The organism is Kitasatospora sp. GP30, assembly GCF_029892145.1.
Taxonomy (GTDB): Bacteria; Actinomycetota; Actinomycetes; order Streptomycetales; family Streptomycetaceae; genus Kitasatospora; species Kitasatospora acidiphila.
On sequence record NZ_JARZAH010000001.1, the window covers coordinates 180,403 to 205,281 of the forward strand.

Below are 24,879 nucleotides of genomic sequence, written 5' to 3' on the forward strand. Positions count from 1 at the left end.
TCCTAACGTAGGTGTCGAGCAAGGGAACCGGAAACCGAGAGCGGGAGCAGCCATGACCGACACCACCAACGCCACCACCGAGCTGTCCGGCGAGCGGGCCGACCTGCTGGAGACGCTGACCACGGCACGGCACTTCCTGCGCCTCACCACCCGTGACCTCACCGACGACCAGGCCCGGCAGCGGACCACCGCCAGCGAGCTCTGCCTGGGCGGCCTGATCAAGCACGTGACGTCGACCGAGCGGTTCTGGGCGTCGTTCATCGTCGAGGGCCCGTCGGTGATGCCCGACTTCACCACCCTGACGGAGGCCGACTGGGCCAAGCGTGCCGAGGAGTTCCAGTTGCTGCCCAGCGAGACGCTGGCCGGTGTGCTGGCGGAGTACGAGGAGGTGGCCCGCCGCACCGACGACCTGCTGGCCGCGCTGCCGAGCCTGGACGCCGCGCAGCCGCTGCCCAAGGCGCCCTGGTTCGAGGCCGACAAGTCCTGGTCGGCCCGCCGCACTCTGCTGCACATCGCCGCCGAGACCGCTCAGCACGCCGGCCACGCCGACATCATCCGCGAGTCGCTGGACGGCGCCAAGAGCATGGGCTGACCCGGGAGACGAGAACGAAGCCTGAACTCCACGTGCGACGAGAACGAAGCCTGAACTCCACGTGCGACGAGAAGGAACCCTGAACTCCACGTGCGACGAGAACGAACCCTGAACGACCCGGGAGACGAGAAGGAATCCTGAACCCTGCGTGAACTGACGGACCATCAGCCACCTTGTGGCGGTGGTCCGTCAGTTTGTTCCCTCGCGCTCCCGTTCGGTGTACGGAGCACCAACGTGGCGTAGTCAAGCCAAGGTTGCGGCAGAAGGCTGAGATCCACGGCCCGACTCCGTAGGCTGCCGATGTCGGAAAGTTTGACGTCGAATCGGGGGCGCGGCCGAGGTCCCGATCGGCCGGATCCGGCGCCACCGTGTCCGCCGAGACGGTGGACCGAGTTGGCTCAGAGGCCTGTGGGGGTTGGAGCACTCCGAAGCACCGGGGGTGGTTTCCGCCTGCCCGCAGTCATTGGCATATCCCAACGAGGGGGAACTCCATGACCACCGTGAACAAGCTGGTCCAGGTCGCGGGCTGCATCGACGCCGCGGAAGCCGACATGATCATCGGCGAGGGGGCGGACTGGATCGGCTTCGGGCTGCGCCTGCCGTCCGGCAGGGATGACATCTCCGAGCAGGACGCCGCCGCGATCATCAAGGGCTTCGAGCCGCCGCACGCCGGCGTGCTGATCAGCTACCTGACGGATGCTCAGGAGGTCAGCGACTTCTGCACCCAGCTCGGTGTGGTCGCCGTCCAGCTGCACGGGGATGTGGCGACCGACCAGCTCCGCCTGCTCAAGGAGCTCCGCCCGGAGCTGTTCGTGCTGAAGTCGCTGGTGGTCAAGACCGACAATGCCGAGGAACTGCTCCAACTCGTCGACGACACCCACCCGTTCGTCGACATGTACATCACCGATACCTTCGACCCGAAGACCGGTGCCAAGGGCGCGACGGGGCTCACCCACGACTGGAGCATCTCGGCCGAGCTGGTCCGCCGCTCCCCGAAGCCGCTGATGATGGCGGGCGGCCTGAACCCGGAGAACGTCGGGGACGCGATCCGCGCCGTCCGTCCGGCCGCCGTTGACGCCCACACCGGTCTGGAGGGCCCGGACGGCCGCAAGGACCGGGCCAAGGTCGCCAAGTTCGTCGCCGAAGCCCGTCGTGCCTTCGACGACATCGGCTGATCGCCCGTCCGCACCCAACTCCCCGGCGCACCGTCAACTCGCCTTCTCCCCATCCACCGTGGAGGCCCAGCCGTGAGTACCGAACACGTCCACCTGTTGCCGCAGACGGATCAGCTCCGCGCCATGCACACCATCGTCCGGGACCGGGACTGCTCGCAGGAGGACTTCCGGTTCTACACGCGGCGCATCATCCACCGTCTGCTGGAAGCCGCCCTGGATCTGCTGCCGTACGCCAAGCGGGAGGTCACCACCCCGGTCGGCGTCACCTACTTGGGACTCGAGCTCGTCGACAAGGTGTGCGCCGTGCCGGTGATCCGCGCCGGTGAGGCGATGGAGGTCGAGCTGCTGGATGTGCAGCCCGACATCCCGATCGGCAAGATCCTGATCCAGCGCGACAAGCAGACCAAGCTGCCGAAGCTCTACTACAAGCAGCTGCCGGCGGACATCGGCGAAGGCCACGTGCTGCTGCTGGAGCCGATGCTGGCCACCGGCGGTTCGGCACTGGCGGCCATCGACGTGCTGCTGGACTCGGGGGTTTCCGAGGAGAAGATCATCATGATCAACTTCCTCTCCTCGCCCGAGGGACTCGAGCGCTTCGCCAGGGAGCGGCCGGGGCTGCAGATCGTCACCAGCGCCATCGAGGACCGGCTCAACGAGCACGCGTTCATGATCCCCGGCATCGGGGACTTCGGCGACCGGTTCTTCGGAACCACGGACTCCGGGGCAAGGAAATGAGCAATCGGCGCAGCGGTGGCGGCGGCCTCGCCGCCACCTCCCTGATCACGGCGCTGGCGCCGATGGTCTGGGGTTCGACCTACCTGATCACCACCGAGTTCCTGCCCCCCGAGAAGCCGCTGCTGGCCTCCACCCTGCGGGCGCTGCCGGCCGGCCTGATCCTGCTGCTGATCACCCGGCAGCTGCCCAAGGGCATCTGGTGGTGGCGCGCGCTGGTGCTCGGCGTGCTGAACATCGGCGCGTTCTTCTACTTCCTGTTCCTCGCCGCCTACCACCTGCCCGGCGGCGTGGCGGCGCTGATGGGAAGCGTCCAGCCGATGATCGTGCTGCTGCTCGGTGCGGTGCTGCTGCGCGAGAAGATCATGCCGCAGCACATCGTCTCCTGCCTGCTGGGCGCCGGGGGCATCGCGCTGCTGGTGATCGGCCCGAAGGCGGGCCTGGACGGCATCGGTGTGATCGCCGGTCTGCTCGGTGCGCTCTGCATGGCCTCCGGCATCGTGCTGGTCAAGCGCTGGGGTCGCCCGGAGGGGGTCTCCCTGATGACCTTCACCGGTTGGCAGCTCACCGTCGGCGGCATCCTGCTGCTGCCGATCTGCCTGGCCACCGAGACCCTGCCCGACCACCTGACCTGGAAGAACATCGGCGGCTTCGCCTACCTGGGCCTCATCGGGGCGCTGATCGCCTATGTGCTCTGGTTCCGCGGCCTGTCGCGGCTGCCCGCCCTGGCGGCGTCGTTCCTCTCCTTCGCCTCGCCGCTGTGCGCGACCGTCCTGGGCTACGTCTTCCTCAACCAGTCACTGAACGCCATCCAGCTGGTCGGCGCCGTGGCGGTGATCGCCGCGGTGGTCATCGGCCAGCCGCGCCGGAAGAAGGCCACGACGACGGTGGCCCAGAGCAGTCCGGCAGCGGTGACCGAGGCGGAACCGTCGACCAGCCCGAGCGAGGGAGTGAGATGAGCACGACCATCCCGATCGTCTACAGCGAAGAGGTCCGCGAGGCCCTGCACGAGCGCCGTCCGGTGGTCGCGCTGGAGTCGAACGTGATCACGCACGGCCTGAAGTACCCGCACAATGCCGAGACCGCGCACCAGGTCGAGGCCGCCGTCCGCAAGGGCGGCTCGGTGCCGGCCACGATCTGCATCGAGGACGGCGCGATCCGGGTCGGCATGACCGCGGCGGACATCGAGCGGTTCGCCTCCGAGGGCGGCATCCCCAAGGTCTCCAGCCGCGACCTGCCGGTGGTGCTGGCCCGCGGCGGCCGCGGCGCGACCACGGTGGCGTCCTCGCTGGTCGCCGCCGAGCTCGCCGGGATCCCGTTCTTCTCCTCGGCCGGTCTCGGCGGGGTGCACCGGGGCGCCGAGACCACCATGGACATCTCCTCCGACCTGATCCAGCTCACCCGCTCCAAGGTGGCGGTGGTCTGCGCGGGCGCCAAGATGATCCTCGATCTGGCGCTGACCATGGAGTACCTGGAGACCCAGTGCGTGCCGGTGATCGCGCACGGGTCGGACGACTTCCCGGCGTTCTACTGCGCCTCCAGCGGCCTGCGCGCCCCGCACCGGATCGACGACGAGGACCTGATCGCCAAGGTGGTCGCCACCCACTGGGCCGCCGGGCACCCCGGCGGAGTGGTCATCACCACGCCGCCGCGCGACGAGGACGCGGTCGACCCGGTGGTCGCCGAGGCGGCCATCAACGACGCGCTCGTCCAGGCCGAACGGGACGGTGTCACCGGCCAGGGCCTGACCAAGTACCTGATGCACGCGGTCGATCGGGCCACCGGCGGCCGCACCGCGCAGGCCAACATGGCGGTTCTCATCTCCACGGCCGAGGTCGGTGGCCGGATGGCCGCCGCCTATGCCCGCTACCAGTCCGACCACTCCTGACCCATCGCTCGAAGAGGCAACAAGACATGACTTCGCTGTTCGATTCCGTCACCGTCGGCAAGTTCGCCCTGAAGAACCGGCTCGCCATGGCACCGATGTCGCGCAACCGGGCGCTGCCGTCCGGGGACGCCACCGAGCTGATGGCCGAGTACTACAGCCAGCGCGCCGCCGCCGCCCTGATCATCACCGAGGGCATCCAGCCGTCCCAGGTGGGCCAGGGCTTCATCAACTCGCCCGGCCTGCACACCCCCGAGCACGCCCGCAGCTGGCGGGTCGTCACCGACGCGGTGCACGCCGAGGGCGGCAAGATCGTCGCCCAGCTGATGCACTCCGGGCGGATCGGCCACCCCTCGCTGTACCCGAGCGCGCACCAGTCGGTGGCCCCGTCCGCGATCGTCGCCGGCGGCCAGTGCTTCACCCCGGACGGGCTCAAGGACTACCTGGTCCCCCACGAGCTGACGGCCGATGAGATCGATTCCACCATCCAGGACTTCGTGACCTCGGCGCGCTACGCAGTGGACGCCGGCTTCGACGCGGTCCAGCTGCACGCCGGCAACGGCTTCCTGCTGCACCAGTTCATGGCCGAGAACACCAACACCCGCACCGACGGCTACGGCGGCTCGCTGGGCAACCGGATCCGCTTCGCCATCGAGGTCACCGAGGCCGTCGCCGCCGCGATCGGCAACGACCGCACCGCCGTGCGGATCTCCCCGGCCAACCCCTACAACGACATCGTCGAGGGCGACACCGAGGCGCTCTACCAGGCGCTGGTGCCGGCGCTGCCGGAGCTGGCCTTCCTGGAGGTCTGCGAGATCGTCACCCGCCCGATGACCAGGATGATCCGGGAGCTGTGGCAGGGCAGCCTGATCGTCAACCCGCACGCCAGTCAGGACTCGTTCCCCGCGACCGCGAAGACCGCGCAGGAGATCCTGGACGAGAACCTGGCCGACGTCGTCTCGGTGGGTGCGCTCTGGCTGGCCAACCCCGACCTGCTGGACCGGATCAAGGCCGGTGGCCCGTTCAACGAGGTCGACCAGTCGACCTTCTACGGCGGCGACCAGCACGGCTACACCGACTATCCGGTGCTCGGCCGATGAGGGCCGTGGTCCGGGGCACCGAGCGGGATCTGCTGCTGTTCTCCGGCCGGGCCCACTCGGAGCTCAGCGAGCGGATCGCCCAGGAGCTGGGCACCGAGCTGGTGCCGACGCAGGCGCGGGACTTCGCCAACGGCGAGATCTACGTCCGCTTCGAGAAGTCGGTGCGCGGCGCGGACTGCTTCGTGGTGCAGTCCCACACCGCCCCGATCAACACCTGGATCATGGAACAGCTCATCATGGTCGACGCGCTGAAGCGGGCCTCCGCCAACAGCATCACCGTGGTGGCGCCGTTCTACGGCTACTCGCGGCAGGACAAGAAGCACAAGGGCCGGGAGCCGATCTCGGCCCGGCTGGTCGCCGACCTGCTGACCGCCGCCGGCGCGGACCGGATCATCACCGTCGACCTGCACACCGACCAGATCGTGGGTTTCTTCGACGGGCCGGTGGACCACCTGTTCGCGCTCCCGCTGCTCGCCGACCACATCGCCGCGCACACCGACCAGTCCCGGCTGACCGTGGTCTCCCCGGACGCCGGACGGGTGCGGGTCGCCGACCGCTGGTGCGACCGGCTCGGGGCACCGCTGGCGATCGTCCACAAGAAGCGGGACAAGGACGTCGCGCACCAGGTCACCGCGCACGAGGTGGTCGGTGAGGTGGCCGACCGGGTCTGCGTGCTGGTGGACGACATGGTCGACACCGCGGGCACCATCTGCGCCGCCGCCGACGTGCTCTACGCGAACGGCGCCGCCGACGTGATCGTGGCGGCCACCCACGGCATCCTCTCCGGGCCCGCCGTGGACCGCCTGAAGAACTCCCAGGTCAGCCGGTTCGTCTTCACCGACAGCCTGCCGAGCGCCGCGGCCATCGACCTGGACAAGGTGGAGGTGCTCTCCATCGCTCCGGTGATCGCCCAGGCGATCAAGGAGATCTTCGAGAACGGCTCGGTGACCAGGCTCTTCGAGCAGTAGACCGGGCACGGAAGACGCCGTCCCCGGCATCCCGATGAGGGTGCCGGGGACGGCGTCCGGTGTTTCGTCCGGTGTTTCGTCCGGTGTCTCGGTTCTGCCGACCCAGTGGGCCGCGCTACTCGGCGGTTTCCTCCCGCTGCGCCTCAAGTGCCCTGGCGAGCACCTTCGTTCGGAACGGGTTCGCGGGATCCAGCGCCGCGGCCACCGCCACCGCCTCCTCCAGCAACGCCTTGCGGGCCTCGGGCAGTTCGCGCACCCGGGGCGAGCGGGCCGCCGCCACCAGCACATGGGCGAGCTTCGAGCCGTAGGCCTCCGGGCTGACCTGGGTCAGAACCCGGTACACCCAGAGCGCGTCCGGGCCGCGCAGTACTCGGCGGTTGCTGCCGAGCAGCCGTACCCGGGCCCGAAGTACGGTGTCCTGATTCATTGTTACCCCTCCGTCCGTGCACTCCCCGGGCCGGCCCCCGCCGGCGGCGGGGCAGCACGACGGATGTGCCGGCGCCCCGGTGGGACGCCGGCACATCGGCCGGGAACGTGGATGACGTCGAGTGTGCGGGTCGCGGAGGTGGCCGGACAAGGCCGAAGCCGCGTGTGCTCCGTCCTACCGACATGCCCGGCGACCAGGCATGATGGAGTCGACGCTTTCCTGCGGCGATGCTCTCCCGCGCCGGTGCTCCCGCATCGACTGTCAGGCCGCGAGTGGCTGACCGGTGATCGCCGGGCGGACCTTGGTGAGCATCAGGTCGAGGAACTGGTCGGGGTGGCGGAAGCTCGCGAAGTGGCTGGCGTTCCGGATCAGCGCGAACTCCTTGACCGGGGCGCTGACTTCGTCGAAGAACCGCTTGGCGGGCTGCGGCGGGGTCAGCACGTCGCCGTCGCCCTGGAAGATGAAGAACGGGATCGGGAAGTCGGTGCCCTCGGCGCGCTCGTCGATGGTCGCGGCCTGCACCTGGAGCTGCTCGGACCAGGTCATGGCCTTGAGGTACGCCCGCAGGCCGCGCAGCGTGTGCAGGGGTGAGAACCAGAGCGAGCGGATCACCACGGTCTTCATGGTGTCGTAGGAGAGCGGGTCGCTGGTGAGGACCAGCTTGTTGAACTCGGCGACCTGCTTGACCGTCCAGGCCCTCCGGTCCGCGCCCATCTCCAGCGCGGTGGCCAACTCCCGCTTCTTGCCCGCCTTCTGGAGCCGAGCCAGCATCGCGTCATAGGCGGTGTGATCGCGGCCGCCGTCGATGATGTTCTGGTCGGTGCCGACGTAACCGGAGTACAGCTCGGGGTGGTTGCGGGCCAGGCGCAGGCCGAGCACGGTGCCGAAGGAGTTGGCGACCAGCAGCAGCTTCGCCACGCCGAGCCGGGCCCGGACGTACTCGGTGACCTCCAGGGCGTCGCGGTGGAGCCGGTCGTAGTTCAACTCGCCCTGCCCGTCGGGACCGCCGGCGGCGAACGTGAAGCCGGCCCCGCGCATGTCCCAGCGCACGATGGTGAAGTGCTTCTCCCAGACGTGGGTGCGGGGGAGGAAGACCAGGTTGGAGGCGCCCGGACCACCCAGGATCTCCAGGAGCACCGGGTTGCCGAGGTCCTCGCCGCGGATGGACACCCACTGGTCGATGCCGCCGATCCGGACGAACCCGGACTCGTCGATGGAGTTCGGCGTGGTGATGCGGATCTTCCTGGCGTTCGCGGCGCGCTTGAGCTGCCGGTAGCCCAGCAGGCCGGCGACGGGAGCGGCGAGGGCGGCGACGGTGGCGACGGTGATGGTGGCGATCACGGTTACTCCCCTAAACTGTTTATCGCGTCAGCAGATGCGTTTAAGGTATATACAGTTCTGATGGCGTGTCAACAGGCACCGCCGACCCGATGTGGAGGGAGAGCCGAGATGGCCAAGGAGAAGGCCCGCGACCTGCGGACGGGCATCGCGCTGCTGTGGGGCGAGCAGGAGCAGCCGACCCGCGGACCCAAGCCGAGCCTGACTCCCGGCCGGATCGCCGAGGCCGCGGTGGCCATCGCGGACGCCGAAGGCCTGGCCGCGGTCTCCATGAGCAAGGTCGCCGCCACCTTCGGGGTCTCCGCGATGGCGCTGTACCGCTATGTGCCGGGCAAGACCGAACTCATCGAGCTGATGGTCGAGTTCATCCTCGCCGAGGTCCCCGACCTCTCGGCGGTCGCCGGCGGTTGGCGGCCGCGCATCACCCGGTGGGCCCGCCTCTCCCAGCAGGTCCACCGCGCCCACCCCTGGCTGCCGGCCGCCGTCGCCATGCGCCGCCAGGTTATGGGCCCGCACCAACTCGGCTGGCTGGACGCCGCGTTCGCCGCCCTGAACGGCACCGGCCTGCCCGCCGCCCAGCAGCACCGGATCTTCGTGCTGATCGCCGGCCTGGTCCGCACCGTGGCCCAGGAGCAGCAGGACTTCGACCAGGCACAGGACGAGGAGTGGAACCGCCTCACCGGCGAGCTGATCGCCCGCCACGCCGACCGCTTCCCGCACCTGACCCAGGCCATCGCCGCCGGCGCGTTCGCCCCCGAGCCCGCCGACCCGCTGGAGTTCGCCCTCACCCGAGTCCTCGACGGTGTGGAGGTCCTCATCGACCAAGCGGGGCGGGGGTAGTCCCGGGGAGCCCCCCGGCTCGGACGGAAGAGGGATTCGACTGCGCCGGGCGTCGGCCACTTCCTCACCCGCACCGCGTGGGCCGGCTACGCCACCCGGATCCGCGACCTCGCCGATACCGCCCGCCCGGGGCTCGCTCAGCGCTGAACGGGCTCGCTCAGCGCCGAACCGGCTCGCTCAGCGTTGAGCACGCCGGAACTCGCCCGGGGTGCGGCCGGTTTCGCGGGCGAAGAACTTGCCGAAGTTGGTGGCCTCGCTGAAGCCGAGCGCGCGCCCGATCGCGGCCACGGGCAGCTCGGTGTGGGCGAGCAGCCGCTGTGCCTGCAAGGCGACGCGGGCGTCGGCGAGCTGCTTGGCGCTGCGTCCGGTGGCGGCCAGGCAGGCGCGGGTGAGGGTCCGCGGGGAGTAGCCGAGCCGTGCGGCGTAGTCCTCGACGGAGCGGCTGGTGGCGAAGGAGCGTTCCAACTCGCGGCGGAAGGCGAGGTAGACCTCGGCGCCGTGCGGGCCGGAGGCGGACGGTTCGCCCCGGTCTGCCAGCCGGGCCAGGCGGATCAGCAGCGCGCCCACCAGCTGGCACAGCAACGCACCGGTCAGCTCGGGGAGTTGCTCGCTTCGTAGCGTCCCGTACTCGGCGGCCAGCTCCGCCACGGCGCGATCGAAGGCATCGAACTCGGTGGGTGCCAACTGCCAAGCGACCGGGCCGAATCCGTCGAGCACCTCGCGGGTGGCGGGCAGCGGCGGGGGGAAGTCGGCGGTGAACAGCAGGAGTACGGCGTCGAGGTCCGCAGGCCGGCCGCGCGCGTCGGACGGCAGCCGCTGCACCTGACCGGGCCGCAGGTGCAGCAGCGTGCCGCGGGTGCACGGGTGGGCGACGAAATCGACCATCGCGGTGCCCTTGCCGCCGCGCACCAGCATGACCTGGTGGAAGTCCAGGCGGCTCGGGCGGCGGGCAACTGAGCTTCGCAGGCGCGACTTCAGCGCGGTGAAGGTCAGCACCTCAAGGCCGGCGGGCAGCCGGTCGGGGTTGTCATAGGCGATGTCGATGACGTCGCGCTGTCCACTTTCGACCATCTCGGGTCGCGACTCTACCTCGTCGGGAGGGCGGCCACCGGGACATCGTGGATGCACGGCCAAACGGCCACTCCCACACCGGAAATGAGGGCCTCCACCATGTTCCCTGTCGTCACCGACCCCGCGAAGCTGCCGGTGCTGTTCCAGGACGCCCTGAACGCCGGCGACATCGACGGCGTCCTCGCGCTGTTCGCCCCGGGCGCGGCCATGCGCACGGTCGCCCGCGAGCACATCACCGGCACCGAGGCGCTCCGTGCGGAGATCGCCGGTACCGTCGCCGCCCATGGCAGGCTGACCAACGTCCCACGGCACACCCTCATCGGCGCGGACACCGCTCTCCTGGTCACCGACTGGACCATGGAGATCGACGGCCCCGACGGCTTGTCGGGGCACCTCCCGGCCGAAGGCCGGGGGAGGATCGCCCCGACCGGCACCACCGCCAACATCGCCCGCCGGGACGCCGACGGCGGCTGGCGCTTCACCCTCCTCAACCCGCTCGGCACCGCCTGAGCGGACGCGACGCGGCCCGCCGGGCGGCACGGAGCGGCGCCCGCTCGGGAACCCCCGGGGTGGTCGGCGGTGTCAGCCGCCCACCGCCCCCGCCAGGCGGGCGGCGGCTTCGGCGAGGTCGGCGGGTTCGGGGGCGGCGGCGAAGCCGAGGCGCAGGTGGGCGGCGGGCGGCTCGGCCGGGAAGTAGTGGTGCCCGAGGTTGACGGTGACCCGGTGGGCCGGGGCCGCGTCCGCGACGGCCGCCTCCGTGAGGCCGGGCGGGAGCCGGAGCCACAGGTGCAGGCCGCCCTCGGGTACCCGGAGGAGCGTCCAGTCGGGCACCTCGCGGGCCAGGGCGTCGGCCAGGACGGCGCAGCGCTGCTGCAGCGTGCCGGCCAGGCTGCGCAGATGGCGGTCCCAGCTGGGGGTGCTGAGCAGCTCGACGGCGGCTTCCTGGAGGGGGCGGGCGATGAAGAAGTCGTCGACCCGCCGCATGCCGAGCAGGCGCCGCATGACCGGGCCCCGGGCGATGACGGCGCCGATCCGCAGGCTCGGCGAGGCGGGCTTGGTCAGCGAGGTGAGGTGGATGACGGTGCCATCGCGGTCGTCGGCGACCAGGGGGCGTGGCACCGGTCGGCCGTGGCCGAGGTGGCGGGCGAAGTCGTCCTCGATGAGGAAGGCTCCGGCGGCGCGCGCCACGTCGACGATCTGCCGGCGTCGTTCGGGGGAGAGGACGGTGCCGGTGGGGTTGTGGAAGGTGGGCTGGCAGTAGAGCAGTCGGGCGCCGGTCATGGCGAAGGCGTCGGCGAGCAGGTCGGGGCGCAGGCCGTGCTCGTCCATCGGCACGGGCACCGGTTGCAGCCCGGCGGAGCGCGCGGCGGCGAGCGCGCCGTGGTAGGTCGGCGACTCGACCAGGACCGGGTTGCCGGGCGCCGCGATGGCGCGAAACAGCATGGACAGCGCCCCTTGCCCGCCTCCGGTCACCAGGACGTCGTCCTGGCCGACGTCACCTCCGGCCTGCCGGGCGAAGATCGTGCGCAGCGTCGACAGTCCCGCCGCCGGGGCGCGGCGCCAGGCGTCCGGGCGGCGGGCGGCGCGGGCCAGGGCGCCGCCGAGCAGCCGGGTGGGCTGGAGGCTCTCGTGCAGGTAGCCGCCGGACAGCGCGATGGTGCCGGCCGCCGGCGTTTCCGACTGCTCGTCGGAGCGCTCCGGCAGGAACTGACGGCCGGCCAGCGCGACCGCCTGCCAGGAGGTGTCCGGCTCGCTGTCGGCCGGCCGCGGCCGGCGGGTGGCCACGTACGTACCGCTGCCCGGGCGGGTGACGACCGAGCCCTCGGCGGCCAGCAGCGCGATCGCGCGGGAGACGGTGACCGGGCCGACCCCGTGACGTGCGATCAGATCGCGGCTGCTGGGCAGGCGGTCGCCCGGGGAGAGACGGGCGATCTCGGTTCGGAGGATCGCCACCAGGGCCTCGATACTGCTACCGTCATACATGAAGAACCACGATAGCGCTTTCGCCGGTACCTCGGAACCGCTCCTCGATCTCGCCGCCCTGCGAGCCGACACCCCCGGGTGCGAGGAGGTGATCCACTTCAACAACGCCGGCTGCGGCCTGATGGCCCGTCCGGTGCTCCAGGCGATGCTCGACCACCTGCGGCTGGAAGCGGCCATCGGCGGCTACGAGGCCTCCGCCGCCCGGGCCGGCGAGGTCGCCGACTTCTACGCCTCGCTCGCCGAACTCCTGGGCACCCGCCCCGGCAACATCGCCTTCGCGGCGAGCGCGACCCACGCCTACACCAAAGCCCTCTCGGCCATCGACTTCCGCCCGGACGACGTCATCCTCACCACCCGCAACGACTTCATCTCCAACCAGATCGCCTTCCTCGCCCTGCGCAAGCGACACGGCGTCAGGATCGTGCACGCCCCCGACCACCCCGACGGCAGCGGCGTCGACGTCGACGCCATGGCCGCGCTGATGCGCTCCCACCGACCGCGCCTGGTGGCCGTGACGCACGTACCCACCAACTCCGGGCTGGTCCAGCCGGTCGCCGAGATCGGCCGGCACTGCCGCGAACTCGACCTGCTGTACCTGGTCGACGCCTGCCAGTCGGTCGGCCAGTACCCCGTCGACGTCGAGGAGATCGGCTGCGACCTGCTCACCGCGACCTGCCGCAAGTTCCTTCGCGGCCCGCGCGGTTCGGGCTTCCTGTACGTCTCCGACCGGGTGCTCCAGGCCGGTTGCGAGCCGCTGTACATCGACATGCACGGCGCCCGCTGGGTCGCCCCCGGCTACTACCGCCCGGTCGACACGGCCGCCAGGTTCGAGGAGTGGGAGTTCCCGTACGCCACCGTGCTCGGCTGCGCCGCCGCGACCCGCTACGCGCTGCGGGTCGGCCTGGAGCCCGTCTCACGGCGCACCCCGGCCCTGGCCGGGCGGCTGCGCGAGCAGTTGGCGGCCCTGGCCGGTGTCCGGACGCTGGACGGGGGTCCTGCTCCCGCCGCGCTGGTCACCTTCACGATCGAGGGGTGGGAGGCGGCGCCGTTCAAGGCGGCCTTGGACGAGCGCCGCATCAACTCGGCGCTCAGCTACCGGGAGTTCGCCCAGTACGACTTCGCCGACAAGGATGTGGAGTGGTGCCTCCGCCTGTCGCCGCACTACTACAACACCGAGGACGAGGTCGACGCGGTGGCCGGGGCGGTCGCCGAACTGGCAAGGAGCGCCCGATGACACAGCTCTCCTCCCCACCGGTCACGACGGACGCACCGACCTCCCCGAGCCTGTGGCGCAACGGCGACTTCCTCAGATTCTGGCTGGGCGAGACCGTCTCGCTGCTCGGCACCCAGGTGACCAACCTCGCCCTCCCGCTCACCGCCATCGGCGCGTTCGGCGCGACCGACGAACAGGTCGGGCTGCTGCGCTTCCTGCAACTCGTGCCCTACCTCGGGCTCGCCCTGCCGATCGGCGTCTGGACCGACCGGACCCGCCGACGCCCGGTCATGCTGGGCGCCAACCTGGTCCGGCTGGTCCTGCTCGGCCTCGTCCCGCTGCTCTACTGGTGGCACGAACTCGACCTGCCGCTGCTGATGGTGATCACCTGCACGGTCGGCATCGCGTCGGTGGTGTTCGACGTGAGTTGGATGTCGTACGTGCCGGTGCTGGTGAAGAGCCCGGACCACTACGTCGAGGCCAGTGCCAAGATGGGCGCCAGCTCCTCCACCGCCGACGTGGCCGGCCCCGGACTGGCCGGTGTCCTGGTCTCCGCGCTCGGCGCCCCCATGGCCGTGGTCGTCGACTCCTGCTCCTACGCGGTGTCCGTCGTCTCGCTCCTGCTCATCCGCACGCCCGAGCCGCGCCCTGAGCCGGTCGCCGAACGCCACCTGTGGCGCGAGCTCAAGGACGGCCTCGGCTGGGTCCTGCACGACAGAGTGCTGCGCGCCCTCGCCCTGATCGGCTTCTGCTGCAACTTCTCGATGATCACGGTGTGGACGATGTTCCTCCTCTACGGCACCCACGACCTCCACCTCGGCTCGACGACCCTCGGCGCCGTCTTCGCGACCGCCTCCGTCGGCGGCCTGGTCGGCGCGCTGATCTCGCGCAAGGTCATTGCACGGTTCCCGCTCGGCCGCGTCTACCTGGTGGCCCAGTCCGCCCTGCTGCTCGGCCCGTCCCTGATCCCCGCCGCCGGCGGGCCGCGACCGGTGATGATCGGGATCTTCGTGCTGTCCTTCTTCACCACCTACCTGGGCCTGGGCGTGGCCGGGGTCATCATCGTCAGCCTCCGCCAGGCCGTGACACCGCAGTCGATGATGGGGCGGATGACCGCGGCCTTCCGCACCCTGCTGTTCGGCGGCGGCGCCCTGGGCGGCCTCTCCGCCGGCCTCCTCACCGGTCAACTCGGCGCCCGCACCGCCCTGACCGTGGCTGCCGCCGCCTCCGCCACCGTCGTCATCGCCCTGCTGCTCTCCCCGGTCAGCCGCCTGGGGACCCTGCCATCCGGCCCGCGACAGGCGGCAGCGAACCACTGAGCCGACGGCTAGGTGGCCAGCTGGCTGGGTGGCCGGGTGCTTAGGAGAGCGCCGCGAAGCCGGTGCAGAGCAGGCGGATGCTCTGCGCGAACTTCTCGTCCTGGCTCAGGCGTGGCATCAACGGGCTCATGACCAGGGGGAACTGCTCGCGCAGTTCCGCGTAGAGCTCGGCGGTGACGGGTGGTGGCGTCGCCGGCTGGTTCTGCTCCTGGAGCACGAAGCCGGTGACGTGGCTGAGCAGGGTGTCGGCGGCGATGCCGCAGTCGCCGGCGGGCAGGGCGGCGTCGATGAGGGTGCGCAGCAGGCGTTCCATCAGGGAGAGGGCGCCGGGGCTGAGCATCCCGGGGCTCTCGGCGAGGAGTTGGGCGCCGCCGGGGTGCTGCTTGATGCTCAGGCGCAGGGTGGTGGCCTGGGCTTGGATGCGGTCCTGCCAGGTGGCGGCGGACGGGAGGGCGGCCAGGGCCTCGGTGCCGGCGTCGTACGCCCGGCGGCAGACCCGGTCGGCCATCAGGGAGAGCAACTCGTCCTTGCCGCGCACGTGGTAGTAGAGGCTGCCCGCGTGGGCGTCCAGGCGGTCGGCGACCTGGCGCATGGACAGGTTCTGGTAGCCGACCTCGGCGAAGACGGCCATGCCCGCGTCGACGATGCGCTCCTTGGTGAGCTTCATGCCGCCCACCGTACAACGTTTTCCAACACTGTTCGAAAACTGTGCTAGCTTTGCGCCATCAGGTTTTCGAACGGTGTTGGAAACACCGCAAACGGGGGAGAAGCACGCATGGGGGCGATCCTGTTCAACGTGACCACGGCCGCGCTGATGGTCATGATGGTCAACTGCGGGCTCGGCGTGGTCGGCCGCGACACCCTGCGCGGCCGGCCGATCCCGTGGGCGGCGGTCGCCTTGACCACGCTCGCCGTCGGCGGCGTCCTGCTCCAACTGCTCTGGTCCGGCGCCATGGACGCGCTGGACGCCGACCCCGCCAAGTCCGGCTGGTGGCGCGAATTCACCTCGGTGTTCATGCAGAACGGCGGCCTCTTCGGCGGCCTGTGGAACCTCGTCACCCTCGCCGCCATCGCCGCGCTCGCCCAGTGGTACTGGGGCGGCCCGCTCACCCTCGGCTTCTTCCTCGCCGGCATCCTGCTGCCCGGCCGGATCGACACCCTGCTCGGCTTCGGCGACGGCCCCAGCACCGACCCCCGCAACTTCGCGGGCAGCTCCGGCGCCACCTACTTCCTCGGCGCCACCCTCGCCCTCGCCTTCCTCACCCGCACCCGCCTCCCCAAGGAGATCGCCCTGGCAGCCGGCGTCCCGGCGCTCGGCCTGGCGATGTGGTTCGCCCAGGAGAACGGCCACGGGCTGGTCTCCGTCTACGGGTTCGCCCTCGGGGCGGCGGCGTGGGCGGTCCGCTGCCGGCTGGCCCGGCCGACCGGTCGGGCGGCCTGACCCTCGACGCTCCGGTGGGCGCGCGCGGCGCCACGGCAAGGCGTCCTGCTCGGTGGTGAACCAGCCTCCGTGGACGGTGCGGCAGGGCTTCTGCCCGGCGCTTCGGACGGACCCGCGGAACGACGAGGGCGGCGTCCGCTCAGACCCGCCCGTACCGGACCGTCTGGTCGGCGAACTCCCGGGCCATCTCCTCGGACACGGTCGGGCGGGTGCGGTGGATGACGTCCAGATAGTCCTGGGTGCTGGGCTGGGTCCGCCTCCCCGTGTCCAGCGTGCGCTCGAAGGCGCTCTGGGCGACCGCCATGGCGACCTGCCTGATGTCGGCGGGAGTGAAGCCCTCGCTGGCTTCGGCGAGGACCGCCGTGTCGGCGGCCGTACCCGTTTTCGCCGTGTAGCCGCCCCACAGCGCGTCGCGGGCCACGGAGTCGGGTGGCCCGACCGGCAGGACGTAGTCGAACCGGCCGTGGCGCAGGAACGCCGGATCCAGGGCGGCCACCGAGTTGGTCGCGCAGACGAGCAGCCGGCCGTCGCGGTCACGGAACCGCACGATCGACTTGAGGAGTTCGTTGACCACGCCGACCGACGCGGGGGCGGCGAGGTGGCGCGTACCGGCGACCTCCTCGACCTCGTCGATGAAGAGCAGCACGTGGTCCAGCTGCGCCACCTCCTCGAAGCGGCGGCTGAGCCCGGCGGCCAGCCCGTCCTCGGACGCGAGCCGGGACGGGAAGAGCTCGACGAACGGCCAGCCGAGCCGACCGGCCACGGCCTTGGCGAACGTGCTCTTGCCCGTGCCCGGTGGACCGAACAGCACGACCGCGCGGGGCGGTTCCACCCCGTGAGCGTCCGCCAGCTCGGGATTCGCCAGGGGCAGCACCAGGCGCCGTTCGATGAGCCGCTTCTCGTCGGACATGCCCGTGAGCCGCTCCCAGAGGCGGGCATCGGGCATGACCGCGCCCAGCATGGCCAGGACCGCCGTGCCCTGAGCGCTGACGGCCTCCGACTTCTCGAAGTACGTGAGCCCCCGACGGGGGCGGAACCCCGAGTTGACCAGTGCCGTGGCGCCCGTCTCCTCATCGGGCAGCAGCGCCGCGACGATCCTGGCGCCGGTGTCCCGCAGCCGATGCTCCAGCGCGGACAGCAAGGCGGTACCCATCCCCAGGTTTCGCCACGCCGGGTGCAGCGCGATGCGCAGCACCCACGCCCGGTCCCCGTCCACCCGGCCCATCGCCGCACCCACGAGATGCCCGTCGGCCACCGCGACCACGCTCGGATTCCGTGCCTGCAACGCGGCGACGACATCGGAGAGGCGGAAGACGGCGGGAAGCCCCGTGGTGGTGCTCTCACTATCGAGCCGAACCACCGCTTCGAGGTCGTCCGGTGTGAAGTCCCGGACATGCCATACAGCCATACGCCGCTCTCGAACATCGCGCGCCCCCGGACTTCCATCATCGGTCTCCCCCACCGCTACCGCCCGCCCGGCCGAGCGGCCACGACCGTTTCCCCGGAGACGCCCATCCGCGCCGGCCGCCGCCACAATGTCCGCCACACCGCCTCGACCGCCTTCCTCATGCTCGGCGCGCCGGAGCGGATCGTCATGGCGATCAAGGGCTGGTGACCTCGAGTGCCGACCAGGCCCGTCCCCGGTGGATACGGTCCGGCCTGCGGATCGTGCAGGTGGGTGATGAGGAGGCCCGAGCGGCCTCCGTGATGTTGATCTTCATGCTGATCGCGGGCTCCTCACGGCCGGCTTGCCCCAGGACCCGCGGACTCCGGGTGACGGCTCACACCTGCACGCAGGCCAGGCGGTCAGAGCGACGGGCGGTATCCATAAGCCTGAGCGACCACGCCCAATTCGCCGACCATCCGATGAATCAGACAGTCACGAGCCGCACGCGAGCAGATCTTCCGATACCCCGTCAGGGAGCCGTCAAGGCCCCTGGGCGAGACCTGTGGGCGGCCCTAGCATCCGAAGAACCGTTTCTCCTCCGCAGACGAACGTCACCACGCCGAATGATCGGGGCACTTCAGCATGCGCACTTCCTCCCGCCGGGCGAACCGACTCGCCCAACGTGCCGTCGCGGGCAGCCTCCTGTCGGCCCTGGCCGTGACGGGCCTGATCGCCGCGCCGCAGCGGGCGTCGGCATACGACTGCTCTGGACAGGACAGCGTGGGCGGTGGCAACTGCGACTCGGCCCTGATCAACTCGATCGGAGCCATGATCGGAGGCTTCCGCAGCGCGGCCCTCACCGCGCAGGCCGACAACGCCGCGTTCACCCAGGGGATGGCCAGCCAACTGAGTGCTGCGGCACCCGGATTCAACGTCATGGTGTTCAAGTACGACGGAACCGACCTCTACAGCAGCGGCCCCGTGTTCCACAACCCCTACGAGGCGGACATGAACGGGGTGCTGGTCGACACCACCGTCAGGCTGGATCACCACGACTCGGAGGGCGGCCCGACTGGTTACGACGATTTCCGCATCTGGGTCTTCTCGGGTGACTCGACCTTCACCAACAACGGTGACGGCGGCTACGTGAACTGGGCGTTCGTCGGCAACGACTCCGACCGGACCGTGACCAACACCAGGCCCTGCCTGCGCATCACCTGCACCGAACACCAGCGGATCATCCACTTCCCCGCCACGACACCGGCGGCCAGCGTGGGCGACCCCAACACCGGCATCCCCGCGACCCCCGCGACCCCCGCCACACCCGGTACGGTCCCGGGTGTCAGCGTGGGCGGCAACCCCACCCCCGGCATCCCCGCCACCCCCGGCACGGTCCCGGGCGTCAGCGTGGGCGGCAACCCCACCCCCGGCACCCCCGCGCACCAGGGCGGCGGTAGCGGTGGCGGCACCATCGCAGGTCTGCTCTACCCCAAGGTGAAGACCGGCCAGGGCCCGGTTGTCACCGGGGCCGCCTCGGGTCCCTCGATCTTCGCCGGCACCAGCGGTGCCAAGAACTCGGGTTGGCAGTTCACCTCGGTGGGCAACGGCCGCTACGAGATCACCAGTGCCGTGTCCGGCCTCGCGCTGACCGAGAACACAAAGACCTACGACGCCGACGCCAAGCCGTGGACCGGTGCCGACGAGCAGAAGTGGCAGCTCGTCAGCCAGGGCGCCGGCCAGTACCAGATCCGGATCACCGACCAGGACTGCCTGACCTACGACGAGGACGCCAAGGCCCTCGGCGTCTGGACCTGCAACAACACCTGGAACCAGCAGTGGCAGCTCCAGTAGGAGCCGGCTCGCCCCGATCCGGCTCGCCCCGATCCGGCTCGCCCCGATCCGGCGCCCGCCCAGGCGGGACGCCGTCGGCTAGCTCCGCAGGATCTTGCCTGGCGCGTTGAGGATCGCAGCGGTCCTGTTGTTCTCGGTCGACCTGGCCCCTGGGGCGGCTGGTCGACCGCCAGGCCCGTGGCCAGGCGGTGTGTTCCCAGTCGAGGAAGTCCTGCAGTGCGGTCGGGGTCCGAGTGTGCGTCCTCGCCGGCGCGGCTCGTCCGGTTCGGGCGGCGGTGGGACGGCGCGCAGCACCGCGATCTTCTCGATCCGGCCGAGCTGAAGCGTGTGGCGGGCCTCGGCGGCGTCCAGCGCATCGCGGTCCCGTCGCCCACCACGTGGCGCAACTCGGGCAGCCCGTCGGGCCCGCGCACTTCGCTCACTTGGTGGGCAATAGGACCCGGACGATTCCAACGGCCACCGCGTGCCGGATGATGGGGGACAGCGGATGTGAGGGGCGGCGCAGTGACAGACAGCGAATCCATCGGGTCGGAGGCGGACCTCCAGTCGGACCGTGAGGGGTCCGAGACCGTCGTGGTCGCCACCCGGCCTGAGGCCGAGGCGGCACCTGTGCCGGGTGCAAGGACCCGGGGCGGGAGTGCGAGGCGTCGGCGATCCCTGCCCCGGCGACTGGCCGTGGTCGTCCTGATCCTTGTAGTTCTGTGCCTCCCGCCCTGGTGGACGCTGTTCGCCTCCGGCGTCGACTGGCCGTTCCCGGTCTTCCTGGGCGGCACGGTCGTCTTCGCCGGCTGGCTGGTCTCCTTTCCCTTCCTGATGGTCGCGGGCCACGGGCCGCGGCGGGACGACCGGGCCGCTCGTGTCGCGGACACCTCCCTCGGGGTGGTCTGGGTCCTGTTCACCTGGTCAGTGCTGGGCGGCTTGGTGGACCTCGTGCTGATCGGGCTCGACGTCGGTGGTGCCGACCGGGCCAGGATCGTCGCCGTGACCGTCGCCCTCGTCTCGGCCGGACTGTTGGGCTGGGGGCACTACGAGGCGATGCGGGTGCCCCGGGTGAAGCGGCTGGACGTTCACGTGCCGCGGCTCGGCGGTGGTCTGGACGGGACCCGTGTGGTGGTGCTGGCCGACACCCACTACGGGCCGATCGACCGGGCGGCCTGGTCGGCGCGGGTTGCCGAGGCGGTCAACACGCTCGACGCGGACGTCGTGGTCCACGCCGGCGACATCGCCGACGGCACCCCCGTCCAGCGCCGGGAGCAGTCCGCGCCGCTCGGGACGATCCGGTCGCGGCTGGCGAAGGTCTACGTCACGGGGAACCACGAGTACGGCAGCGAGGCCCAGGGTTGGCTGGACCGCATGGCGGAGCTGGGCTGGGAACCGCTGCACAACCGCCATGTCGTGGTGGAGCGCGGTGGGGACGCCCTCGTGCTCGCCGGCGTGGACGATGTGACCGCGGAGTCCTCCGGCCTGGCCGGACACCGCGCGAACCTGGCCGGCTCGCTGGCTGGGGCGGACCCGGCCCGACCGGTCCTGCTCGTCGCCCACCAGCCCAAGTACGTCCCACAGGCCGCTGCCGCCGGCATCGACCTGCAGATCTCCGGGCACACCCACGGCGGCCAGATCTGGCCGTTCAACTTCCTCGTCCGGATCGACCAGCCGGTGGTGCACGGCCTGAGCCGACACGGGCAGCGGACCCAGCTCTACACCAGCCGGGGTACCGGCTTCTGGGGCCCGCCCTTCCGGGTCTTCGCGCCTAGCGAGATCACCCTGCTCACGCTGCGCTCGGGTGGCACGCCACCCGCCGCGTAGCGCACCAGAGACATCACTGACGACGACACGAGGTGCCGGCCTGGCGAGGAACGAAGCCGGCGCACGTGGTCGGGTGCGGGTTCAGCGGGCCCGGTGTGTGGGGCTTGGCGACGGGTGAGCGGCGGCAAGGTTGGATTGGGACCCTGACGTGACCAGCCTTGCAACCACGAGATGACGAAGGCCCGGGCCGCCGAGCGGTCCGGGCCCTCGAACAAGGCGGGGGATACGAGACTCGAACTCGTGAGGGGTTGCCCCCAACACGCTTTCCAACTGTCCGCCCGACCGTTCAGGGGCGGGTGTGGGCGTCCTGACCTGCCAAGGAGTGGCCGGGCTGCCGGGTGGTGAACGGCACCGAACGCGGATGAATGCAACCAGCACTGCAACCAGCACTGCAACCGCGATGCGCCATGTTCTGCCGTGTCACGGGCGCGGCGTCCCCTGACGGGCCGCCGTCGGTGTGGTGGGCGGTCAGTGCTTCTTGGTGAGGGACTTGACGAACTCCGGGGTGAGCGAGCCGAGGCCGGTCACGTCGTCGTAGCCCGGGGTGGTGTGCAGGCTGCTGTCCTGGTCCAGGGTGGCCAGGAAGGTGTCGAAGCTGCCGGCCTGGGTTCCGCTCGGCTGGTGTTCGAGCGTGAGCGGCGGCTGGCCGGCCGGGGCGGGCAGGACGTCGTGGATCGCGGGCTTGCCGCGCAGCGAGTAGAGCAGCGGGTTGGCGAAGCCGAGCGCGTGGCCGGCGGCCTGCGCGGCGTCCGCCTCCAGGCCGGCGATCAGGGGGGACGAGCCGCTGGTGCCGCTGCCGATGATCTCGCTGTAGGTCTGGGTGCCGGGGTCGGTGTAACCGATCAGCCAGCCGGTGGCGCCGTCGGCGTCGGCGGAGACGTCCGGCACCTCGCGGTGGGCCGGGCCGGTGCCGTTCGCGGTGGCCAGCGCCGGGGGGACCACGCCCTGCTGGTACCAGGGCTGGTCCATGGTGGCGCTGCGCCCGCCGGTGGAGCCCTCCTGGAACACGCCGGGCGGCGGGGTCAGGTAGTCGGTGCCCTGCGGGTTGATCTGCGTGTGGTCGAAGCCCCAGCCGTACTCGCCCACCACCTTGTCGTCCTTGCCGATCTCCAGGGTGGTTCCGCCCGCCGCGGTCGCCCACGGGTCGGAGGCGGGGAAGAGCACGTTCGCGGGGCCTCGGCCCGCGAACTGGCCGGAGGCGCCGTCGCCGGCGTCGCCCGAGTCGAAGTCGAAGCCGATCCCCTCCAGGGCGCCCTGCTGGAAGGTCAGGTCCCAGGCGGCGATCATGGCGGGGTCGTAGTCGGCTTCCTGCGTGCTGTAGGAGTCGGTGGAGACGTCCGCGAGGTGCTGGTCCACGATCCGGCTCTCGGCGTCCAGGAAGTGGAGCTGCAGGCTGTCGGGAGTGTTGTCCTGGCAGTCGGCCGCGACGTAGACGACCTTGGCGTCCGGAGCGGTGAGGTGGACGGACTCCACGTCCAGCGGTTCCTCGGGAAGTTCGCTGCTGCCGTTGCAGCTGTTCTGGAAGTCGGGCCCGTGGTTCTCGCTGTACTGGCCGGAGGCGAATCCGGCGACGCCGTGGGCGGCGAAGAAGCGGTTGGCATCGGCCTCCATGGTGGGCAGCGCGCCGTCCAGGACGACCGCGACGGTGCGGCCCTTGCCGGTGTACTTGCTGTTCGTCACGCCGTAGGCGTCGCGCATCTGTTGCGGGGTGTAGCCGCAGACCGCGTCGGGGGCACTGGTCCGGCCGTTGACGGCCGGGATGGGCGACGACTTCTCGCCCCAGTAGGTCGAGCAGGGCGGTGTGGCCGCGGGGGCCTGCCCGGTCGGCGCGGCCTGCCCGGTCGGCGAGGCGGCCGAGGTGCCGGGTGCCCCGGGGGTCGCCTGGTGGCGCGGGCCGCCCGCCGTGCCCTGGACGGGAACGGAGCCGGGCGTCGGGTCGGGGGTCGGGGTTGCGGGGTGCGTGCCGGGCGGGGTGTCGAGCCCGACGACGGTGACGATGTCCTTGCCCAGCGCCGCCGGGACCGAGATGGCGCTGACCGGTGCGAACCCCTTCAGGGGAAAGCCCTGGGCGCGGGCGAAGCTGTGGAACGAGGTGTCGAAGGCCTGTTGCGCCTCGTCGACGGTCGCGGTCACCGCGAGGTAGTGGGGAGTGACGTCCGTGACGCTCATCCCGAAGCCGGTCAGCCAGCTCCGGACGGTGTCGACCTGCTCCTGGCCCGCCCCGAAGTGCTGCGAGAACTGACTCGGCGTCAGGTAGTGCGCATAGGACCTGCTGCCCGGGGTGGAGACCTCCCGGGCGGCCTGGACCAGCCCGGCGTCGTTCCCGGACAGGTAGACCCGCAGCGTCATGCTCTGGGTGCCGGGCGCCGGCCCCACGTCCTTGACCTGGAACCTGCCACCGGCGTTGATCCAGCCGGGGACCGCGGACGGCAGATCGGTCCGGTCCGGGGTGGCGGCCAGCGCGGTGGGCCCGGTGAGTCCGGCAGAGAGCGCGGTGGCGGCCAGGACGGCCGTCAGCGTGGCCGTCCGGGTGGCGCGGTGGCGGGTGGCGGCGGGACGGGGCTTGCGTGCGGACAAGGTTTCACACTCCAGGTGCTGCGGAGGGGTTCCGGCGGTGGACCGGGTCGGGGCGGGCGGTGTGCGGTGCGGCCACCCGCTGTTCGAGGACGGGGCGCGGGAGGGATCCGAACCTGCCGGCGGTCAGGGCTTGAGCGGCGGGTACTGCGGGTCGAGGTAGCCGTTCTCGCTGAGGTAGCCGTGCAGCGGCGTGGTACCCGGGTAGTGACCCCACTGGTGGTCGCCCGGCACCTCGCCCGGGGCGGCCAGCCGCGCGCCCAGCAGTTGGCGCTGGACCGGGGAGAAGCCCTGGGCCGCCTGGTCGACGAGCAGTGCGTCGTTCTCGTCCCGGTTGTGCGACCAGCGGTGCGAGTAGGCGAAGAACATGCCCTTGCGGGTGATGTCCGAGTAGTTGTCGGTCCGGGTGTGCCACAACCGCCGGTCGAAGAAGACCGCGTCACCGGGGTTGGCGGTGACCTCGACGGCTCCCGCCGGCTCCGGCCACTCGATGTCCCGGCTCGGCGGGCCGTCGATCCGGTTGGTCAGGTGGCTGCCCGGGACGACCTTGAAGTTGCCGCGGCCGGTCTCGGAAAGGTCGGACAGCCAGAAGGCGACCTTCACCGACAGGCGCGGGCGCGGGTCGGTCTCGATCTCCCGGTTCTGGCGTCCGCCGTCCTGGTGCCAGTCGAAGTGGTAGGGCTTCGGCGTCCGGATCGGCGGGTGCACGTCCAGGTGCGAGTGGTAGATGTGCACGTTCCAGCCGAGCACCGACCAGACCAGCGGGAACGTGCTCGGATGGTCGATCAGGTGCACCGCCTCCGGCAGCGCCGCCACCGCGCTCAGCCGGTGCATCGCCCCCTGGGGCGAGACCCGGCCCGCGGCGCTTTCCCGTGCGTAGAGGCGGTCCAGGGCGTCCGAGTAGTGCGCGACCTCGAAGGCGTCCAGCGCGCCCGGCACCACCAGGTAGCCGTCCCGCTCGAACCGCTCGCGCTGCTGCTCGGTCATCGGCCGGCCGGGGGCGGCCGTCTCCATCACGGTCATGGGCTCTCCTGAGGTTGCGGTGCTCTCTTGCCCGGTTCTGAACGCCGCCGCGATCCGCTCGGTAGACATCGACCCGCTGTGACGACCGTCATAGCGAGCGCGGGCAACCCGCACGCCCTGGATAGCGTTTCTGGATCCTGCGGCAAGTGGAATC

23 protein-coding genes are annotated in these 24,879 nt (G+C 71.0%); 15 read left to right on the forward strand and 8 right to left on the reverse strand.

The genetic code is table 11. From position 1 onward, the window contains the following. Window positions 1-52: 52 nt before the first annotated feature. From P3T35_RS00865 to P3T35_RS00895, 7 genes are all read left to right on the forward strand, one after another. Window positions 53-592, forward strand: coding sequence for a DinB family protein (locus tag P3T35_RS00865; protein ID WP_101380905.1), 540 nt, complete (start codon window positions 53-55; stop codon window positions 590-592). 491 nt (window positions 593-1,083) lie between these two features. Then, on the forward strand, window positions 1,084-1,767 hold the full coding sequence (locus tag P3T35_RS00870; RefSeq protein ID WP_218976690.1) for a phosphoribosylanthranilate isomerase: 684 nt from the start codon (window positions 1,084-1,086) through the stop codon (window positions 1,765-1,767). A gap of 72 nt (window positions 1,768-1,839) precedes the next feature. Continuing rightward, the gene (upp, locus tag P3T35_RS00875; RefSeq protein WP_101380906.1) at window positions 1,840-2,502 is read left to right on the forward strand and encodes a uracil phosphoribosyltransferase; all 663 of its coding nucleotides are present in this window, start codon (window positions 1,840-1,842) and stop codon (window positions 2,500-2,502) included. Next, window positions 2,499-3,458, forward strand: a complete 960-nt coding sequence (locus P3T35_RS00880; protein ID WP_101380907.1) for an EamA family transporter — start codon at window positions 2,499-2,501, stop codon at window positions 3,456-3,458. The genes upp and P3T35_RS00880 overlap by 4 nt, the downstream gene beginning before the upstream one ends. Beyond that, window positions 3,455-4,387, forward strand: coding sequence for a pseudouridine-5'-phosphate glycosidase (locus tag P3T35_RS00885; protein WP_101380908.1), 933 nt, complete (start codon window positions 3,455-3,457; stop codon window positions 4,385-4,387). The genes P3T35_RS00880 and P3T35_RS00885 overlap by 4 nt, the downstream gene beginning before the upstream one ends. A gap of 26 nt (window positions 4,388-4,413) precedes the next feature. Beyond that, window positions 4,414-5,484: an alkene reductase gene (locus P3T35_RS00890; protein WP_101380909.1), complete on the forward strand. Its 1,071-nt coding sequence runs from the start codon at window positions 4,414-4,416 to the stop codon at window positions 5,482-5,484. Continuing rightward, entirely contained in the window at window positions 5,481-6,452 is a 972-nt protein-coding gene (locus tag P3T35_RS00895; RefSeq protein WP_101380910.1) for a ribose-phosphate diphosphokinase, read from the forward strand. Before P3T35_RS00890 ends, P3T35_RS00895 begins: the two co-directional genes overlap by 4 nt. 115 nt (window positions 6,453-6,567) lie before the next feature. On the opposite strand, the gene P3T35_RS00900 is transcribed toward P3T35_RS00895, so the two are convergent. Further along, window positions 6,568-6,879, reverse strand: coding sequence for a hypothetical protein (locus P3T35_RS00900; RefSeq protein ID WP_101380911.1), 312 nt, complete (start codon window positions 6,877-6,879; stop codon window positions 6,568-6,570). 261 nt (window positions 6,880-7,140) lie between these two features. Next, entirely contained in the window at window positions 7,141-8,220 is a 1,080-nt protein-coding gene (locus P3T35_RS00905) for an alpha/beta hydrolase (RefSeq protein WP_101380912.1), read from the reverse strand. A 108-nt stretch (window positions 8,221-8,328) separates the two neighbouring features. Here P3T35_RS00905 and P3T35_RS00910 point away from each other — a divergent pair, with 108 nt between their 5' ends. Next, window positions 8,329-9,057 carry a TetR/AcrR family transcriptional regulator C-terminal domain-containing protein gene (locus tag P3T35_RS00910; RefSeq protein ID WP_101380913.1) on the forward strand — a complete coding sequence of 243 codons (729 nt, stop codon included), beginning with the start codon at window positions 8,329-8,331 and terminating at the stop codon, window positions 9,055-9,057. 177 nt (window positions 9,058-9,234) lie between these two features. Here P3T35_RS00910 and P3T35_RS00915 read toward each other — a convergent pair whose 3' ends face one another. Further along, window positions 9,235-10,128 carry a helix-turn-helix domain-containing protein gene (locus P3T35_RS00915; protein WP_101380914.1) on the reverse strand — a complete coding sequence of 298 codons (894 nt, stop codon included), beginning with the start codon at window positions 10,126-10,128 and terminating at the stop codon, window positions 9,235-9,237. A gap of 99 nt (window positions 10,129-10,227) precedes the next feature. On the opposite strand from P3T35_RS00915, the gene P3T35_RS00920 reads away from it, so the two are divergent. Continuing rightward, window positions 10,228-10,638: a nuclear transport factor 2 family protein gene (locus tag P3T35_RS00920; protein WP_180356485.1), complete on the forward strand. Its 411-nt coding sequence runs from the start codon at window positions 10,228-10,230 to the stop codon at window positions 10,636-10,638. A 72-nt stretch (window positions 10,639-10,710) separates the two neighbouring features. On the opposite strand, the gene P3T35_RS00925 is transcribed toward P3T35_RS00920, so the two are convergent. Next, complete coding sequence (locus tag P3T35_RS00925) at window positions 10,711-12,111, reverse strand: PLP-dependent aminotransferase family protein (RefSeq protein WP_101380916.1); 1,401 nt, start codon at window positions 12,109-12,111, stop codon at window positions 10,711-10,713. Between P3T35_RS00925 and P3T35_RS00930 the strand changes: the two genes are divergently transcribed. Together P3T35_RS00930 and P3T35_RS00935 are read left to right on the forward strand one after the other, a co-directional pair. After that, the gene (locus P3T35_RS00930) at window positions 12,110-13,345 is read left to right on the forward strand and encodes an aminotransferase class V-fold PLP-dependent enzyme (protein ID WP_101380917.1); all 1,236 of its coding nucleotides are present in this window, start codon (window positions 12,110-12,112) and stop codon (window positions 13,343-13,345) included. The two genes, P3T35_RS00925 and P3T35_RS00930, sit on opposite strands and share 2 nt — an antisense overlap. Next, window positions 13,342-14,643, forward strand: a complete 1,302-nt coding sequence (locus P3T35_RS00935; protein ID WP_101380918.1) for an MFS transporter — start codon at window positions 13,342-13,344, stop codon at window positions 14,641-14,643. Before P3T35_RS00930 ends, P3T35_RS00935 begins: the two co-directional genes overlap by 4 nt. A 40-nt stretch (window positions 14,644-14,683) precedes the next feature. On the opposite strand, the gene P3T35_RS00940 is transcribed toward P3T35_RS00935, so the two are convergent. Continuing rightward, window positions 14,684-15,310: a TetR/AcrR family transcriptional regulator gene (locus P3T35_RS00940; RefSeq protein ID WP_101385077.1), complete on the reverse strand. Its 627-nt coding sequence runs from the start codon at window positions 15,308-15,310 to the stop codon at window positions 14,684-14,686. Between the two features lie 108 nt (window positions 15,311-15,418). Here P3T35_RS00940 and P3T35_RS00945 point away from each other — a divergent pair, with 108 nt between their 5' ends. Continuing rightward, entirely contained in the window at window positions 15,419-16,084 is a 666-nt protein-coding gene (locus tag P3T35_RS00945) for a hypothetical protein (protein WP_180356486.1), read from the forward strand. 139 nt (window positions 16,085-16,223) lie between these two features. Here P3T35_RS00945 and P3T35_RS00950 read toward each other — a convergent pair whose 3' ends face one another. Next, a complete protein-coding gene (locus P3T35_RS00950) occupies window positions 16,224-17,492 on the reverse strand; it encodes a GNAT family N-acetyltransferase (protein WP_101380919.1) in 1,269 nt (422 codons plus the stop codon). Between P3T35_RS00950 and P3T35_RS00955 the strand changes: the two genes are divergently transcribed. The 3 genes from P3T35_RS00955 to P3T35_RS00965 all read left to right on the forward strand — a co-directional run bounded on the left by P3T35_RS00955 (window position 17,478) and on the right by P3T35_RS00965 (window position 21,128). Continuing rightward, window positions 17,478-17,699, forward strand: coding sequence for a hypothetical protein (locus P3T35_RS00955; protein WP_101380920.1), 222 nt, complete (start codon window positions 17,478-17,480; stop codon window positions 17,697-17,699). The two genes, P3T35_RS00950 and P3T35_RS00955, sit on opposite strands and share 15 nt — an antisense overlap. Before the next feature lie 414 nt (window positions 17,700-18,113). Next, window positions 18,114-19,322, forward strand: a complete 1,209-nt coding sequence (locus P3T35_RS00960; protein WP_101380921.1) for an RICIN domain-containing protein — start codon at window positions 18,114-18,116, stop codon at window positions 19,320-19,322. Between the two features lie 609 nt (window positions 19,323-19,931). After that, a complete protein-coding gene (locus P3T35_RS00965; protein WP_280704090.1) occupies window positions 19,932-21,128 on the forward strand; it encodes a metallophosphoesterase in 1,197 nt (398 codons plus the stop codon). 468 nt (window positions 21,129-21,596) lie between these two features. Here P3T35_RS00965 and P3T35_RS00970 read toward each other — a convergent pair whose 3' ends face one another. Together P3T35_RS00970 and P3T35_RS00975 are read right to left on the reverse strand one after the other, a co-directional pair. Continuing rightward, the gene (locus tag P3T35_RS00970; protein ID WP_101380922.1) at window positions 21,597-23,705 is read right to left on the reverse strand and encodes a S53 family serine peptidase; all 2,109 of its coding nucleotides are present in this window, start codon (window positions 23,703-23,705) and stop codon (window positions 21,597-21,599) included. A 123-nt stretch (window positions 23,706-23,828) separates the two neighbouring features. Then, window positions 23,829-24,725: a phytanoyl-CoA dioxygenase family protein gene (locus tag P3T35_RS00975; protein WP_101380923.1), complete on the reverse strand. Its 897-nt coding sequence runs from the start codon at window positions 24,723-24,725 to the stop codon at window positions 23,829-23,831. Between the last annotated feature and the right edge of the window lie 154 nt (window positions 24,726-24,879).

Bases quoted from the DNA above. Each gene is read 5' to 3' on its own strand.
- P3T35_RS00955 (WP_101380920.1), top strand. From the start codon at position 17,478: ATGCCATACAGCCATACGCCGCTCTCGAACATCGCGCGCCCCCGGACT.
- P3T35_RS00925 (WP_101380916.1), bottom strand. From the start codon at position 12,111: ATGTATGACGGTAGCAGTATCGAGGCCCTGGTGGCGATCCTCCGAACC.
- P3T35_RS00915 (WP_101380914.1), bottom strand. From the start codon at position 10,128: ATGGTCGAAAGTGGACAGCGCGACGTCATCGACATCGCCTATGACAAC.
- P3T35_RS00890 (WP_101380909.1), top strand. From the start codon at position 4,414: ATGACTTCGCTGTTCGATTCCGTCACCGTCGGCAAGTTCGCCCTGAAG.
- P3T35_RS00885 (WP_101380908.1), top strand. From the start codon at position 3,455: ATGAGCACGACCATCCCGATCGTCTACAGCGAAGAGGTCCGCGAGGCC.
- P3T35_RS00945 (WP_180356486.1), top strand. From the start codon at position 15,419: ATGGGGGCGATCCTGTTCAACGTGACCACGGCCGCGCTGATGGTCATG.
- P3T35_RS00900 (WP_101380911.1), bottom strand. From the start codon at position 6,879: ATGAATCAGGACACCGTACTTCGGGCCCGGGTACGGCTGCTCGGCAGC.
- P3T35_RS00940 (WP_101385077.1), bottom strand. From the start codon at position 15,310: ATGAAGCTCACCAAGGAGCGCATCGTCGACGCGGGCATGGCCGTCTTC.
- P3T35_RS00895 (WP_101380910.1), top strand. From the start codon at position 5,481: ATGAGGGCCGTGGTCCGGGGCACCGAGCGGGATCTGCTGCTGTTCTCC.
- P3T35_RS00920 (WP_180356485.1), top strand. From the start codon at position 10,228: ATGTTCCCTGTCGTCACCGACCCCGCGAAGCTGCCGGTGCTGTTCCAG.
- P3T35_RS00935 (WP_101380918.1), top strand. From the start codon at position 13,342: ATGACACAGCTCTCCTCCCCACCGGTCACGACGGACGCACCGACCTCC.
- P3T35_RS00910 (WP_101380913.1), top strand. From the start codon at position 8,329: ATGGCCAAGGAGAAGGCCCGCGACCTGCGGACGGGCATCGCGCTGCTG.
- P3T35_RS00975 (WP_101380923.1), bottom strand. From the start codon at position 24,725: ATGACCGTGATGGAGACGGCCGCCCCCGGCCGGCCGATGACCGAGCAG.
- P3T35_RS00865 (WP_101380905.1), top strand. From the start codon at position 53: ATGACCGACACCACCAACGCCACCACCGAGCTGTCCGGCGAGCGGGCC.
- P3T35_RS00870 (WP_218976690.1), top strand. From the start codon at position 1,084: ATGACCACCGTGAACAAGCTGGTCCAGGTCGCGGGCTGCATCGACGCC.
- P3T35_RS00880 (WP_101380907.1), top strand. From the start codon at position 2,499: ATGAGCAATCGGCGCAGCGGTGGCGGCGGCCTCGCCGCCACCTCCCTG.
- P3T35_RS00960 (WP_101380921.1), top strand. From the start codon at position 18,114: ATGCGCACTTCCTCCCGCCGGGCGAACCGACTCGCCCAACGTGCCGTC.
- P3T35_RS00930 (WP_101380917.1), top strand. From the start codon at position 12,110: ATGAAGAACCACGATAGCGCTTTCGCCGGTACCTCGGAACCGCTCCTC.
- P3T35_RS00950 (WP_101380919.1), bottom strand. From the start codon at position 17,492: ATGGCTGTATGGCATGTCCGGGACTTCACACCGGACGACCTCGAAGCG.